At 68.3% G+C, this 13,945-nt stretch carries 13 protein-coding genes (1 of these 13 cut by a window edge); 1 reads left to right on the top strand and 12 read right to left on the bottom strand.

Translation table 11 applies throughout. The annotated features are described in order from the left end of the window. Nucleotides 1-51: 51 nt before the first annotated feature. The 12 genes from DOL89_RS12245 to DOL89_RS12300 all read right to left on the bottom strand — a co-directional run bounded on the left by DOL89_RS12245 (nucleotide 52) and on the right by DOL89_RS12300 (nucleotide 11,161). The gene (locus DOL89_RS12245; RefSeq protein WP_119679415.1) at nucleotides 52-573 is read right to left on the bottom strand and encodes an SRPBCC family protein; all 522 of its coding nucleotides are present in this window, start codon (nucleotides 571-573) and stop codon (nucleotides 52-54) included. Nucleotides 574-611: 38 nt separating this feature from the next. Further along, a complete protein-coding gene (locus tag DOL89_RS12250; RefSeq protein ID WP_119679416.1) occupies nucleotides 612-1,040 on the bottom strand; it encodes a VOC family protein in 429 nt (142 codons plus the stop codon). A 109-nt stretch (nucleotides 1,041-1,149) separates the two neighbouring features. Further along, nucleotides 1,150-2,400, bottom strand: a complete 1,251-nt coding sequence (locus DOL89_RS12255; protein WP_119679417.1) for an RNA polymerase sigma factor — start codon at nucleotides 2,398-2,400, stop codon at nucleotides 1,150-1,152. Next, nucleotides 2,397-2,768 (bottom strand): YciI family protein, encoded by a 372-nt coding sequence (locus tag DOL89_RS12260; RefSeq protein ID WP_119679418.1) that lies wholly within the window; start codon nucleotides 2,766-2,768, stop codon nucleotides 2,397-2,399. The genes DOL89_RS12255 and DOL89_RS12260 overlap by 4 nt, the downstream gene beginning before the upstream one ends. 204 nt (nucleotides 2,769-2,972) lie before the next feature. Continuing rightward, on the bottom strand, nucleotides 2,973-3,977 hold the full coding sequence (locus DOL89_RS12265) for an LLM class flavin-dependent oxidoreductase (protein ID WP_119679419.1): 1,005 nt from the start codon (nucleotides 3,975-3,977) through the stop codon (nucleotides 2,973-2,975). A gap of 147 nt (nucleotides 3,978-4,124) precedes the next feature. Then, nucleotides 4,125-4,868 (bottom strand): 2-keto-4-pentenoate hydratase, encoded by a 744-nt coding sequence (locus tag DOL89_RS12270; RefSeq protein ID WP_119679420.1) that lies wholly within the window; start codon nucleotides 4,866-4,868, stop codon nucleotides 4,125-4,127. Then, nucleotides 4,865-6,079 carry a CaiB/BaiF CoA transferase family protein gene (locus DOL89_RS12275; protein WP_225889781.1) on the bottom strand — a complete coding sequence of 405 codons (1,215 nt, stop codon included), beginning with the start codon at nucleotides 6,077-6,079 and terminating at the stop codon, nucleotides 4,865-4,867. Before DOL89_RS12275 ends, DOL89_RS12270 begins: the two co-directional genes overlap by 4 nt. A gap of 43 nt (nucleotides 6,080-6,122) precedes the next feature. Further along, nucleotides 6,123-6,905 (bottom strand): enoyl-CoA hydratase/isomerase family protein, encoded by a 783-nt coding sequence (locus DOL89_RS12280; RefSeq protein ID WP_119679422.1) that lies wholly within the window; start codon nucleotides 6,903-6,905, stop codon nucleotides 6,123-6,125. Nucleotides 6,906-6,918: 13 nt separating this feature from the next. Further along, complete coding sequence (locus tag DOL89_RS12285; RefSeq protein WP_205574575.1) at nucleotides 6,919-8,202, bottom strand: TRAP transporter large permease; 1,284 nt, start codon at nucleotides 8,200-8,202, stop codon at nucleotides 6,919-6,921. After that, complete coding sequence (locus DOL89_RS12290) at nucleotides 8,199-8,837, bottom strand: TRAP transporter small permease (RefSeq protein WP_225889782.1); 639 nt, start codon at nucleotides 8,835-8,837, stop codon at nucleotides 8,199-8,201. Before DOL89_RS12290 ends, DOL89_RS12285 begins: the two co-directional genes overlap by 4 nt. A gap of 86 nt (nucleotides 8,838-8,923) precedes the next feature. Continuing rightward, nucleotides 8,924-9,910 (bottom strand): TRAP transporter substrate-binding protein, encoded by a 987-nt coding sequence (locus DOL89_RS12295; protein ID WP_119679423.1) that lies wholly within the window; start codon nucleotides 9,908-9,910, stop codon nucleotides 8,924-8,926. 54 nt (nucleotides 9,911-9,964) lie between these two features. Further along, nucleotides 9,965-11,161: a pyridoxal-phosphate-dependent aminotransferase family protein gene (locus DOL89_RS12300; protein WP_119679424.1), complete on the bottom strand. Its 1,197-nt coding sequence runs from the start codon at nucleotides 11,159-11,161 to the stop codon at nucleotides 9,965-9,967. Between the two features lie 216 nt (nucleotides 11,162-11,377). Here DOL89_RS12300 and DOL89_RS12305 point away from each other — a divergent pair, with 216 nt between their 5' ends. Next, a protein-coding gene (locus DOL89_RS12305; RefSeq protein WP_119679425.1) for an FAD-binding and (Fe-S)-binding domain-containing protein crosses the window boundary here: on the top strand, nucleotides 11,378-13,945 show its 5' portion. 384 nt of this gene lie beyond the right edge of the window; 2,568 of the gene's 2,952 nt are visible here — the first part of the coding sequence; the start codon lies at nucleotides 11,378-11,380; its stop codon lies beyond the right edge, outside the window.

Below are 13,945 nucleotides of genomic sequence, written 5' to 3' on the forward strand. Positions count from 1 at the left end.
CGTGAAACCGGTGGATGGGCAATGGCGAACTGGCTTCCATCCCCGCAACCGTCACCCCGCCAGATGTGCTGCCAACTGGTCCATGGTCCCGCCCCAGCCCTGGCGCATGGATTCGTGCCCCGCCTTGAAGGTGCGGATTTCCGCCTCCGCAGCATTGATCGGCACGCCATGGAGGTGGAGCCGCGTCCGCCCGCCCAGATCCTCGAACACCATGGTGCTGAGGGTTTCCAGCGGCCATTCGGCGGAGAAGGGCGCCCGGACGATGCCGCCGCTGGGGTCGGAGAAGGAGCTGACATAGACCATCCGCTCCGGCCGCACGATCTCGCGGTAGACGAACCGGCCCCACATGTCGAAGCCGGCATCGTTGCGCATGCGGTAGAGGAACGTGCCGCCCGGCCGCGGATCGATCCCGGCCACGGTCAGGGCGAATCCCACCGGCCCCCACCAGCGTTCAAGCTGCTCCGGCTCCGTCCAGGCGCGGAAGACCGCCTCGCGGGAGGCATCGAACTCGCGGGTGATGGTGAAGGCCGCATCGTCCGATGCGCTGCTGTTCGTCAGGGCGTCCTGGGTCATCTCGCTTTCCTGCCTGATTGTCGTTGCTCGTCGGTGGTTCAGCGCATCGGCGCCGCCAGGCTCCAGGAGATGCCGAACGGGTCCCGCACCTGCCCGTAGCGCTGCCCCCAGAACATGAGCTGGAGCGGCAGAACCACTTCGCAGCCCGCGGCCACGGCCCGCTCCCACCAGCCATCCACATCCTCCACCTGCATGTGCAGGGTGAAGCCCTGGGCGGGTACGGAGGCGCCGCAATGTTCCGGGAAGGGATCGCTGAACATGACGGAATTGCCGTTGATCCAGAGGTGGAGGTGCATGGTCCGCCCCTGCTCATCCACCGGATGGCGGCCGGCCTCCTGCGCGCCGAAGGCGCGGGCATAGAAGTCGCCGGCCTTCACCGCCCCCTCCACCACCAGATAGGGCACCACCCCGCCCTTCACCTCCGGCTGGACGGTTTCGGTCGGCTGCTCGAGTTCCGCTGTGGTCATGCTCGGTCTCCCTGTTCCGCCTTTGCCGGCGGGGCTCCGGATCATTCCGTTCGCCTGCCCCAAGGACGAATGAGCCCGGCCGATGCCGACAGGGAGTCGGAAAATTTCTTCAGGACACGCTGTCCTTCATCAGCCGGTCCAGATGCTGGCGGATATGCGCGGCCTCCGCCGCCGTGTTGGCCAGCGCGATAGCGCGGTCGAACGCCTCCCTCGCCCCCCCCGCCCGGCCGAGCTGGAGCAGCAGCGCGCCCCTGACGCCGAAGAAATTGAAATAGCCGGACAGTTTGGACGCCAGCGGCTCCACCATGTCGAGCGCGGCCTGCGGTCCCCGCGCCTTCGCCACCGCCACGGCCCGGTTCAGCGTGACGACGGGGGAGGGCTGCATGCGCTCCAGCGCGCCGTAGAGCAGATCGATCTGCGCCCAGTCCGTATCCTCCGCGCGGGCCGCGCGGGCATGCAGGGCGGCGATGGCGGCCTGGATCTGGTAGGGGCCGGGCGTGCGGTGGCGCATGGCCTTGTCGATCAGGGCCAGGGCCTCGGCGATCGGCTTGGGATTCCACCGGCTGCGGTCCTGGTCCTCCAGCAGGATGATGTTGCCATCCGTGTCGAACCGGGCCGGTGCGCGGGAATGCTGGATCAGCATCAGCGCCGCAAGCCCCATGATCTCCGGCTCCGCCGGGAACAGGCGCAGCAGCAGCCGGGCCAGCCGGATCGCCTCGTCGCACAGGGGCGCGCGGGCCGCCACCGCCTCCCCCGTCGCGGAATAGCCCTCGTTGAACAGCAGGTAGATCATGGCGGCAACGGCCCCCAGCCGCTCCGCCCGGTCCACCGCCCCCGGCGCTTCGAAGGGCACGCCGGCCCCGCCGATGCGGGACTTGGCACGGGTGATGCGCTGTTCCATGGCGCTCTCCCCCACCAGGAAGGCGCGGGCGATCTGGCGGACGGACAGGCCGCAGACGATGCGCAGGGCCAGCGCGATCTGCTGGGTGGCCGGCAGCTCCGGATGGCAGCAGATGAAAAGCAGGCGCAGGACGTCGTCGCGGTAGCGGTCGCCATCCATCCGCTCGGCGATCTCGGCTTCCGCATCCTCCAGGTTGGACAGCGCCTCCTCCGGCGGAAGTGCCGTCTGCCGGCTGCCGCGGCGCACCTGGTCCAAGGCGACGTTGCGGCCGACGAAGATCAGCCAGGCCGCCGGATCGCGCGGCGGTCCGTTCTGCGGCCAGTGCTTCAGCGCCCGCAGGCAGGCCTCCTGGAATGCCTCCTCCGCCGCGTCCAGGTCGCGGAAGTAGCAGAGCAAGGCCCCCACCGCCTGGGGCCGGGCCGCCGTCAGCGCGGCGTCGATCCAGGCGGGGTCGGTCATGGCGCGGGCTGTCCGGGGAAGAACAGGCCGATGGGCCGGATCTCATAGGACCCGCCCGGATTGGCCCGGCCGAGGTCGCGGGCGATCTCCAGCGCCTCTTCCAGATTCTCGACGTCGACCACGTAGAAGCCCAGGAGCTGCTCCTTGGTTTCCGCGAAGGGGCCGTCGATCACCAGCGGCGGGTCGCTGCTCTTGCGCAGGGTGGTGGCGGCCGTGGTGGGCAGCAGCCGGACCACGGGACCCAGCTTGCCCGCGGCCGCCAGCCGTTCCTGCACCACGGCCAGCTTGGCCATGACGGCCTCATCCTCCTCCTTGGTCCAGGAGCAGACGACGTCTTCGGAGTGGTAGCAAAGCAGTGCGTAGTGCATGTCGAACCTTCCTTCTGCCCAAAGGACGTTCGAGTATGCCCCGCCCCGACAGGTGCGCGGGAAAATAATGGGGGTTTTGGATTGTACCCTCCCCTCCCCCGCGGGGAGGGGGTCGAGAGAGGGGGCGGCCTTCGCAGGATCAGGCCCGCGAAGGCTCCGCCACCCCCTCACCCCTGCCCTCACCCCGCGGGGGAGAGGGGACCGTCATGCCGCCTGGGCAGTGATGGCGTCGCGGATTTCGGCCGTGATCTCGAAGGAGCGGAGACGCGCGGCATGGTCGTAGACCTGGGCCGTCACCATGATCTCGTCCGCGTTGGTCAGCTCCATGAAGGTCTCGATGCCCCGCCGCACCGTGTCCGGCGCGCCGATGGCGGAGCAGGCGAGCGCATGCTCCACCCCCGCCTTCTCCATCTGCGACCAGCGGCCCTCCATCGTGTCCAGCGGCGGCGGCAGCTTGCCGGGCACGCCCCGGCGCAGATTGACGAATTGCTGCTGAAGCGAGGTGAAGAGCCGCCGCGCCTCCTCATCCGTATCCGCCGCGATGACGTTCAGCCCGACCATGGCATAGGGCTTGTCCAGGGCGGCGGAGGGCTGGAAGCGGGCGCGGTAGATTTCCAGCGCGTCCATCATGCGGTCGGGCGCGAAGTGGGAGGCGAAGGCGAAGGGCAGGCCGAGCTGGGCCGCCAACTGCGCGCTGAACAGGCTGGAGCCGAGAAGCCAGATCGGCACGTTCAGCCCGGCGCCCGGAACGGCGCGCAGGGGCTGGCCGGGATGCGCCTCCCGGAAATAGGCCATCAGCTCCAGCACGTCCTGGGGGAAGCTGTCGTCGCTGCCGGCCAGATTGCGGCGCAGGGCGTGCGCCGTGCGCTGGTCGGTGCCGGGTGCCCGGCCGAGGCCGAGGTCGATGCGGCCGGGATAGAGGGATTCCAGCGTGCCGAACTGCTCCGCCACCACCAGCGGGGCGTGGTTGGGAAGCATGATGCCGCCGGAGCCGACGCGGATCGTGCTGGTTCCGCCGGCCACATGGCCGATCACCACCGCGGTGGCGGCGCTGGCGATGCCCGGCATGTTGTGATGCTCGGCCAGCCAGTAGCGCTTGTAGCCCCAGCGTTCCGCATGCTGGGCCAGATCCAGCGTGTTGCGGAAGGCCTGGGACGCTTCGGCCCCTTCCGGGATGGGGGAAAGGTCCAGGACGGAAAAGGGAATCATGGCTGCACCATTGCTGCGGGCGACTGGAACGTTCAGCCGAACCTAACAGCCGCCATACCGGCCCGTCCTGCGACGGCGGTCACACCCACCGTCCCGGATCGTGCCGGTCAGCCATCCGCAGGGCACATCGCCGCCGGCCCTTGGAAGCTAATCGAACACCGCCTCGACCCGGCCGAGGTGCCGGACCTCCCCCTCCACCCGGCTGCCGGGCGGGACGAAGATCAGGCCGGTCAGGGTGCCGGTGGTCACCACCTGCCCGGCCTGGATGCCCAGCGTGCGGCCCGGCCCCTCATTGACCAGCCAGAGCACGGGGCGCAGCGCGTCCACGGCGGGGTTGCCGTTCGCCTGCTCCACCCGGACCTCTCCGTCGACGGTCAGCGTGGCGAAGACGTCGTCCAGGTTGAAGCCGGCGGGATCGGGCCTGGCCTCACCCAGGACGAGGCGGGCATGGTTCTGGAAGTCGGCGACCTGCCAGGCGGTGGGAATGTCGGGATAGTTGGCGAAGCGGCTGTCCACCACCTCCAGCGCCGGCATCACGGCGTCGAAGGCGGCGATCAGCTCGTCCCGGCTGTAGGGCCGCTCGCGCGCCGGCAGGTCGCGGCCGAAGCGGAAGGCCACCTCCACCTCCACGCCCCGGCGGTTCAGCCCCTGTGCCGGAATGCGGGCCGGGCTGGCAGCGAAGCCGGAGGCCGGAAGGGCGCTGCCCGCCATCGGCCCGGTCAGGCCCTTGGCCCCCGACTTCCAGCCGCCCACCGGCCCCAGCCGGGCGGCGAGTTCGGCCTGTGCGGCGTAGGCGGCGGCCAGATCGGCGGGGGCCACGTCCGGCTCCAGCCCGTCCAACATCCGCCCGCCGCGGTACGCTTCCTCCAGACGCATGGACAGCGCGCTCACGCCACAGCTCCTTCCGCGAAGAGCCCGTCCGCCTCGCCGCCGAGGCCGAGTTCCTCGATCACCTCGCGGCTGTGCTGGCCCAGGATGGGGGCGCCGCCGGCGACCTTGCCGGGGGTGCGGCTGAACTTGATCGGCAGGCCCAGCGTCTTCATCTCGCCCAGCGTGGCATGGGTGACGGTGGGCACCATCTCCCGCGCGACCGTCTGCGGATGGGACTGCATCTCCCCGATGGAGAGCACCGGCCCGGCGGGCACGCCGGCGGTTTTCAGCGTTTCCAGCCAGTCCTCGGTGCCGCGGGTGCGGAAGATTTCCGTCAGCACCTGCTCCAGCTCGGCCAGATGGGCCATGCGGGCGGCATTGTCCTTGAAACGGGGATCGTCCGCCAGACTGGGCGCGCCGATGGCCTGCAGCAGGCGCAGCCAGTTGTTCTGGTTCGCCGCCCCGATATTGATCCAGCCATCCGCCGTCTGGAACGCCTGATAGGGCCCGTTCAGCGGGTGGGCGCTGCCCATGGGGCCGGGGTCAGTGCCGGTGGCCAGCCGGATGGCCGACTGCCAGTAGGTGTGGATGATCCCGGCCTCGAACAGGCTAGTGTCGACCCGCTGCCCCTTGCCGGAGCGGTTGCGCTCCTGCAAGGCCGCCAGCACGCCCATGGTGGCCAGCAGGCCGGCGGTGATGTCGGTGACGGGGGCGCCCACCTTCACCGGCGGGCGGCCCGGCGCTTCGCCCGTGATGCTCATCAGCCCGCTCATGCCCTGGGCGATCAGGTCGAAGCCGCCGGCATCCGCCAGCGGGCCGGACCGGCCGAAGCCGCTGACCTCGCAATAGATCAGGCGCGGATTGATGCGCTCCAGCTCCTCCGGACCGAAGCCCAGCTTCTCCATGGTGCCGCGGCGGTAATTCTCGATCACCACGTCGGCCCCTTCCAGGAGCCGGGTCAGCACCCGCTTGCCGCCGGCGCTCTTCAGGTCCAGCGCGATGCCCCGCTTGTTGCGGTTCATCATCATGTAGGCGGCGGACTGGTCGCCCTGGAGCGGCGGCACCATCCGGCGGCTGTCGTCGCCGCCGGGCAGTTTCTCCACCTTCACCACGTCGGCGCCCATGTCGGCCAGCATCAGCCCGCAGACCGGCCCGGCCATGATGTGCGCCAGCTCCACCACCTTGAGGCCGGCCAGGGGGCCGGAGCGGCGGGTTTCGGCTTGATCCTGCACGTCGCGATTCCTCTTGTTCCGGTGCCCGGACGGGGGGTGCGGGTCAGCGGCCCACGAACTTCGGCTTCTCCTTCGCCAGGAAGGCGCGGCGGCCGATATGGAAGTCCTCCGTGCCGTAGCAGGCGTAGCCTTCCTCCAGATCATCCTCCGTCAGCGGCCCGCCGCGCTCCAGCCGGTCGATGAAGCGCTTGTGCCAGCGGGCCACCAGCGGCGCGCCCTCGGCCATGCGGCGGGCGGCCTCATAGGATTCCTTCTCCACATCGGCATCCGGGACGATGCGGGTGACAAGGCCCTTCTCCTTGGCCTCCTGCGCCCCGAAGACCCGGCCTTCCAGCAGGATTTCCAGCGCTGCCGCCCGGCCGACCAAGCGCAGCAGCGCCTCGATCTCCGGATAGGCCATGACGAGGCCGAGATTCTTGATCGGGGCGCCGAACCGGCTCCCCTCCCCGCAGATGCGGAGGTCGCAGGTGGCCGCGATCTCCATGCCGCCGCCGACGCAGATCCCCTCGATCAGGGCCAGCGTCGGGTGGCGGCAGTCGCGCAGGGCCGACAGGGTCCGGTGCATGATCGCGCCATAGGCCCTGGCCTGCTCCACGTTCGAGCGCTGGGTCTCGAACTCGGCGATGTCGTTGCCGGGGCTGAAGGACTTGCCCCCCGCCCCGCGCAGCACGACGGCCCGCACGCTGTCATCCGCATCCGCCGCCAGGACCGCGTCGCCCAACGCCTGCCAGAGCGTCTTGGTCATGGCGTTGAGCTTGTGCGGGCGGTTCAGCACCAGGGTGACGATGTCGCCGTCGCGCTGGACCAGCAGTTCATCCTGTTCCACCGTCGAACCCTCCTCAACCGTAGAACAGGTGGACCGGCGCCAGGGCCAGCCACGGGACGTAGGTGCAGATCATCAGCACGATCAGCAGGGCGATGATGAAGGGCATGTTGACCTTGCTCGTCTCCCAGATGTCGGACTTGGCGATGGAGCAGGCGGCGATCAGCACGCTGGCGACCGGCGGGGTCTGCTGCCCGATGGCGAGGTTCAGCGTGACGATCAGGCCGAAATGGACCGGATCGATGCCCAGCGTGTGGACCAGCGGCATCACGATCGGCACAACCAGGATGATGGCCGCGGCGGAGTGCAGGAACATGCCCAGGATCAGGAAGGCGATGTTCAGCAGCGCCAGCACCACATACTTGTTGTCGGAGATGGAGGCGATGGCCATGGCGAGCTGCTGCGGCACCTGAGCTTCCGTCAGGAAGGTGCCGATCAGGGCGGAAGCCGCGACCAGCAGCATCACCACCGCGGTCTGCACGCCGCCGTCGATGCAGGCCTTGTTCAGGGCCGAGAGGTCCAGCTCACGGTAGATGACGATGCTGATGAACAACGCCGCCGCGACGGCCAGGCCGGCGGCCTCGGTGGCCGTGACCATGCCGCTGAAGATGCCGCCCAGGATGATGACCGGCAGCATCAGCGCCCAGCCGGCATCCTTGAAGGTCGCCCAGACGCGGGAGAGCTGGAACCGCTCCTCCACCGGGAAGTCGTAGCGGCGCGCCTGGATATAGGCGGCCAGCGCCAGGCCGAACGCGCCCAGGATGCCGGGCAGGATGCCCGCCACGAACATCTTCACCACCGACGTTTCCGACATGACCGCGTAGAGGATCATGGGGATGGAGGGCGGGATGATGATGGCGAGGCTGGAAGCGGAGGAGCAGATGGCCGCCGCGAATTCCTTGCTGTAGCCGCGCTTGCGCATGCCGGGGATCAGAATTGTCCCCAGGGCCGCCACGCCGGCCACGGCGGAGCCCGAGATTTCCGCGAAGAACATGGAGGCGCCGATGGTCACCATCGACAGGCCGCCGCGGATGAAGCCGAACAGCGACTGGGCGAAGGCGACCAGCCGGCGGGAGATGCTGGAGCTGTTCATGATGGCGCCGGCCAGGATGAACAGCGGGATCGCCAGAAGCGGGAAGTTGGTGGCGCCGTCGAACATCACCAGCGCCACGTTCGGCAGCATGTCGCTGCCCTGCATGATGATGATTGCCAGGGTCGCGACCAGCCCGAGGGCCACGGCGATGGGAACGTTGAGGAAGACGAGGCCCATCAACCCCGCCAGCATGTAGCCGATGGTCATGCGTGGCCTCCATTGCGCAGGGTCGCGGGCTGCAGCGGGGCCGTGCCGCCGCCGGTCTGGACGACAGTGACGGCCGGCTTCGCCGGCTTGCCAGCCTTCTCCTGCTCGCGCACCAGCTCCTCGCCCAGGGCTTCCTCCAGCTCATGGTCGATGAAGCCGTGACCGCGGGCATCCTTCAGCACCTTGGGCAGGCGCAGGGCCTCCGCCACCATGAACAGCACGGCGCCGATCGGAATGACCGACTGCGTAAGCTGCTGGGAGACCGAGGGCAGGCTGACCAGCGTGCCGCCTTCCAGGATCACCAGCACCTCCCAGCCCGTCCAGGCCAGCAGGCCGAAGAAGGCGAAGACGCAGAATTCGGCGAAGATGGTCGCCGCCACCCGCAGGTTCCGGGGGAAGGCGTTGACCATGCCCGGAAAGCCGATATGCGCCCCCCGTAGCGCGGCCAGGGCCGCTCCATAGTAGGTCAGCCAGGCGAGGCCGATCCCGGCCACCTCGTCGTACCAGGTGAGCGAGGAGCCCAGGTAGCGGAACACGAAACCGCAGATGATCAGCAGGGTCAGCCCCGCCATGAGCACCAGCACGATGGCCTCGAGCAACCGTTCGAAGGCGGCGCGCACACGATCCAACGTCACGGGATATCTCCCAGGTTCGCGGAAGGGAAAGGGCGAAGAGCGGCGGAGAGGCGCGGCCCTTGGCCGGCCCCTCCGCGACCCGGAGATCAGGAACCGCCGGCCAGGCTGCGGGCCTTGACGATCATGTCGCGGCCTTCCGGCACCTCGTCCGCGAACTCGTCATAGACGCCCTGGCTGGCGGCGACGAAGGCCTCCTTGTCGACCTCGTTCACCTGCATGCCGGCCTCCTTGAGCTTGGCCAGCAGCTCGTCGTCGAGACGGGCTGCGGTCTCGAGCACGAAGGGTTCGACCTCCGTGGCCGTCTCGTCCAGCACCTTGCGGACATCCTCCGGCAGCCGGTTCCAGCTACGGCCGGCCGTCAGGTAGGCCGGCGTGTAGACATGGCCGGTGAGGGAGAGGAACTTCTGCACCTCCTGGAAGCGGGAGGGGTAGATCTGGGCGAAGGGATTCTCCTGCCCGTCCATGACGCCGGTCTGCAGCGCCACGAACACCTCGGACAGCGCCATCGGGCTGGGGTTCGCGCCGTAGGCCTGGAACATCTTCACGCGCCACACGCCCTGGGGCACGCGCAGCTTGATGCCGGACAGGTCGCCCGGCTTCTCGATCGGGCGCTTGTTGTTGGTGATGTGGCGGATGCCGTTCTCCCAGACGCCCAGGATGTGGTAGCCGCGCTTCTCGGCCGCCGGGAAGAGCTGCGGCTTCACGATCTGCTCGCGGATCTTCACCATGTGCTCGCGGTCATTGACGAGATAGGGCATCTCGAACACGCCGAAAGCGGGGATCTCGGAGCTCATCACCGTGGAGGGGAGCGCCAGATCGATGGTGCCCAGCTTCAGCTTCTTCAGCATCTCGCTGTCGCCGCCGAGCTGGCTGGAGCCGTAGACCACGACCTTGGCCTTGTCGCCGAGCTTCTCGTTCGCCCGGCGGGCGAACTCCTGGGCGCTCTGGTCGAAGAGGGAACCCGGCTCACCCACATGGCCGAGCTTGACCTCGACCTGCGCCGCGGCCACCCCGGCCGTCAGCATGCCGGAGACGAGTAGGGACGCGAACAGCCCCTTGCGCATAAAGCCCATGACGTTTCTCCCGGTTTCTGTTCATTGATCGGCGGGGATTGGATTCCCCGTTCTTCAGGCCGCCGCGGCGGTCTTTGCGGCGGTCTTCTGCTCGGCAAGGTAAGCCATTGCCGCCGTGGTTCCGCCGGTCTGGTGCGGAACGCCGGCCATGCTCAGGCCCATTTCCACGCCGGACAGCGTGCCCATCAGGGTCAGGTCATTGAAATCGCCCAGATGCCCGATGCGGAACACCTTGCCCGCGACCTTGCCCAGCCCGGCGCCCAGCGACATGTCGAAGGCGTCCAGGATGATCCGGCGCAGCGCGTCGGCGTCGTGCCCCTGCGGCATCAGGATGGCCGTGAGGGAGGAGGAGTATTCGGCCGGGTTCTGGCACAGGATGTCCAGCCCCCAGGCCCGCACGGCGCGGCGGGTGGCTTCCGCATGCCGGTCGTGGCGGGCGAACACATTGTCCATCCCCTCCTCCAGCAGCATCTTCAGCGCTTCGTTCAGGCCGTAGAGCAGGTTGGTGGCCGGGGTATAGGGCCAGTAGCCGGTCTTGTTGGCGGCCAGGATTTCCTCCCAGTCCCAGTAGGACCGGGGCATCTTGTTGGTCTTGGAAGCAGCGATCGCCTTTTCCGAGATGGCGTTGAAGCCCAGGCCCGGCGGCAACATCAGCCCCTTCTGCGAACCGGACACGGTGACGTCGACGCCCCAGGCCTCATGCTCGTAGCGGATGGAGGCCAGGGAGGAGATCGTATCCACCAGCAGCAGTGCGGGGTGGTTGGCATTGTCGATGGCCTTGCGGACCAGCGGGATGCGGCTGGTCACGCCGGTGCTGGTCTCGTTATGGACCACCATCACGGCCTTGATCTCGTGCGCCTTGTCCTCGGCCAGCTTGGTCTCGATCACATCGGGATCGACGCCATGCCGCCAGTCGCCGGGCACGAATTCCGGCTTCAGCCCGAAGCGCAGGGCCATCTTGTGCCAGAGCGTGGCGAAGTGCCCGGTCTCGACCATCAGCACCTTGTCGCCCGGCGACAGCGTGTTGACGATGGCCGCTTCCCAGGCGCCGGTGCCGGAGCCGGGATAGACGATGACCGGACCGCTGGTGGCGAAGACCGGCTTCAGATTGGCCAGGATTTCCCGACCCAGCACACCGAACTCCGGGCCGCGATGGTCCATGGTCGGCATGTCCATGGCCCGCAGCACGCGGTCGGGGACATTGGTCGGGCCGGGGATCTGAAGGAAGTGGCGGCCGCTGCGCGAAGCCATGGCGTTTCCTCGTTGTTATGTTCCCGCAGCCATTTTGCATTCAAAATTTTGTATCGCAAGCGGAATCTGCGGCGCGCTGTCGCATACAGGTGCAGGCGATTCCGGGCTACCCAGCCTTCTTCCAGATCATGAGCAACAACCCAAGTGGATTTTGCATGCAAAATTAAAAACGCTTTGCCATACTCGTCGTTCTTCCGCGTCGCTCGGGGATATCTCATGCCGCTCGACACCAGCCGTCCGCTTGGTCCCGCTCCCTCCTCTTCCGTTGCCAAGGGCGACACCGCTCTGGCCGACCGGTTGCGCCGGCGCATCAAGGGGGAAGTGAAGTTCGACGCCTTCTCCCGCGGGCGCTATTCTACCGACGCCTCGATCTACCAGATCGAACCGGTGGGCGTGGTGATCCCGGAGAGCGCGGAGGATGTCGCCATCGCGGTGGAGACGGCGCGGGAGTCCGGCGTGCCTATCCTGCCCCGCGGCGGCGGCACCAGCCAGTGCGGCCAGACGGTGGGCGAGGCGCTGGTGCTGGACTGCTCCAAGCGGCTGAACCGCCTTGTCTCCCTGGATGTGGAGCGGCGGGTGGCGGTGGTCGAGCCCGGCATCGTGCTGGATGAGCTCAACGCCCAGCTCAAGAAGCACGGCCTGTTCTTCCCGGTCGATGTCTCCACCAGCTCCCAGGCCACCATCGGCGGCATGACGGGAAACAATTCCTGCGGCACCCGGTCCCTGCGCTACGGCAACATGGTGCACAATGTCCGCGCCATTGACGCCGTGCTGGCGGACGGCACGCAGGCGGCGTTCGGCCCCGTGCCAGGCCGGCTGGACGGCATCGGCCCCGACCGCTACCGCACCCTGGTGGAGCGGCTGCGCGCCCTGTATTTCCGCGAGCAGGATGAGATCAGGGAGCGTTTCCCCGGCATCCAGCGTCGCGTCGGCGGCTACAATCTGGACCGGCTGGCGCCGGAGGATGCCGGCGGCGGCCACAATATGGCGAAGCTGCTGGTCGGCTCCGAAGGCACGCTGGCCTTCTTCCAGCGGATCGAGATCGATCTGCAGCCGATCCCCAAGCACAAGGTGCTGGGCATCTGCCACTTCCCCACCTTCCGCAAGGCCATGGAGGCGGCGAAGCCCATCGTGGAGCAGTTGCGCCCCGCGGCGGTGGAGCTGGTGGACCGCACCATGATCGAGCTGGGGCGGGAGATCAAACTGTTCCGCCCCGTCATGGACCGCTGCATCAGGGGCGAGCCGGAGGCGCTGCTCTTCGTCGAGTTCTCCGGTCCCGAGCTGGATCCGGAGCTGAAGCACCTCGCCACGCTGCATGAGCTGATGGCCGATCTGGGCCACGGGGCCGACAGCGTGGTGGATGTGGTGCCGCCGGCCGAGCAGGCCGCCATCTGGAATGTGCGCAAGGCCGGTCTGAACATCATGATGTCCATGAAGGGCGACGGCAAACCCGTCTCCTTCATCGAGGACTGCGCGGTGGCGCTGGAGCATCTGCCCGACTACACCGACCGCCTCACCGCCATCTTCCACAAATACGGCACCAACGGCACCTGGTACGCCCATGCCAGTGAAGGCTGCCTGCATGTCCGCCCGATCCTGAACCTGAAGACGGAGGAAGGGGCGAAGACCATGCGCGCCATCGCGGAGGAGGCCTTCGCCCTGGTCCGCGAGTACAAGGGCTCCCACTCCGGGGAGCATGGCGACGGGCTGGTGCGCTCCGAATGGCATGAGCCCATGTTCGGCAGCCGGCTTGTCCAGGCGTTTGGCGAGGTGAAAGCCGCCTTCGACCCGGCCGGCTTCATGAATCCCGGCAAGATCGTCAACCCGCCGCGCTTCGACGACCGCACCCTGTTCCGCTACAAGCCCGGCTATGCCAGTCAGCCCATCGAGACCGAGCTGGATTGGTCCGACTGGGGCGGGTTCCTGGGCGCGGTGGAGATGTGCAACAACAACGGCACCTGCCGGAAGTCCGACCCCGGCGTGATGTGCCCCAGCTACCGCGCCACCAAGGATGAGCAGCATGTGACCCGCGGCCGGGCCAACACGCTGCGCCTCGCCATCACCGGCCAGTTGGGACCCGACGCGCTGGTGTCGGAAGGAACCAAGGAGACGCTGGCCCTCTGCGTCGGCTGCAAGGGCTGCCAGCGGGAGTGCCCGACCGGCGTCGACATGGCGCGCATGAAGGTGGAGGTCTCGGCCCAGCGGGCGAAGCGCCACGGCATCACCCTGCGCGACCGGCTGATCGCCTATATGCCGCGCTACGCTCCCACGGCGCGCCGGGTGGCTCCCCTGCTGAACCTCCGCGACCGCATTCCCGGCTTGGCCGCCTTCAGCCAGCGCGTGGCTGGCTTCGCGGCGAGCCGCAAGCTGCCGGAATGGTCCTCCCGCCCCTTCCTGGAAACGGGCGTTCACGGCACCGGCGCCGCCGGCGACGTCGTGCTGTTCCCCGACACCTTCAACAGGTGGTTCGAGCCGGAGAATCTGCGCGCCGCGCTGAAGGTGCTGGTCGCGGCCGGCTACCGCGTCCACCTGCCGGAGATGGTGGAGGGCCGCCCGCTCTGCTGCGGCCGCACCTTCCTCGCCTCCGGCCTTGTGGATGAGGCGCGGGTGGAAGCCCGCCGCATGCTGGCCGCACTCGGGCCGAAGGTGGCGGCGGGCATGCCGGTGGTGGGGCTGGAGCCCTCCTGCCTGCTGACCCTGCGCGACGAGTACAAGGCCTTGCGGCTGGACAAGGCGGAGACCATGGCGTTGGCCGAAAAGGCCATGCTGTTCGAGGAGTTTCTG

This window comes from Indioceanicola profundi, assembly GCF_003568845.1.
Classification (GTDB): Bacteria; Pseudomonadota; Alphaproteobacteria; order Azospirillales; family Azospirillaceae; genus Indioceanicola; species Indioceanicola profundi.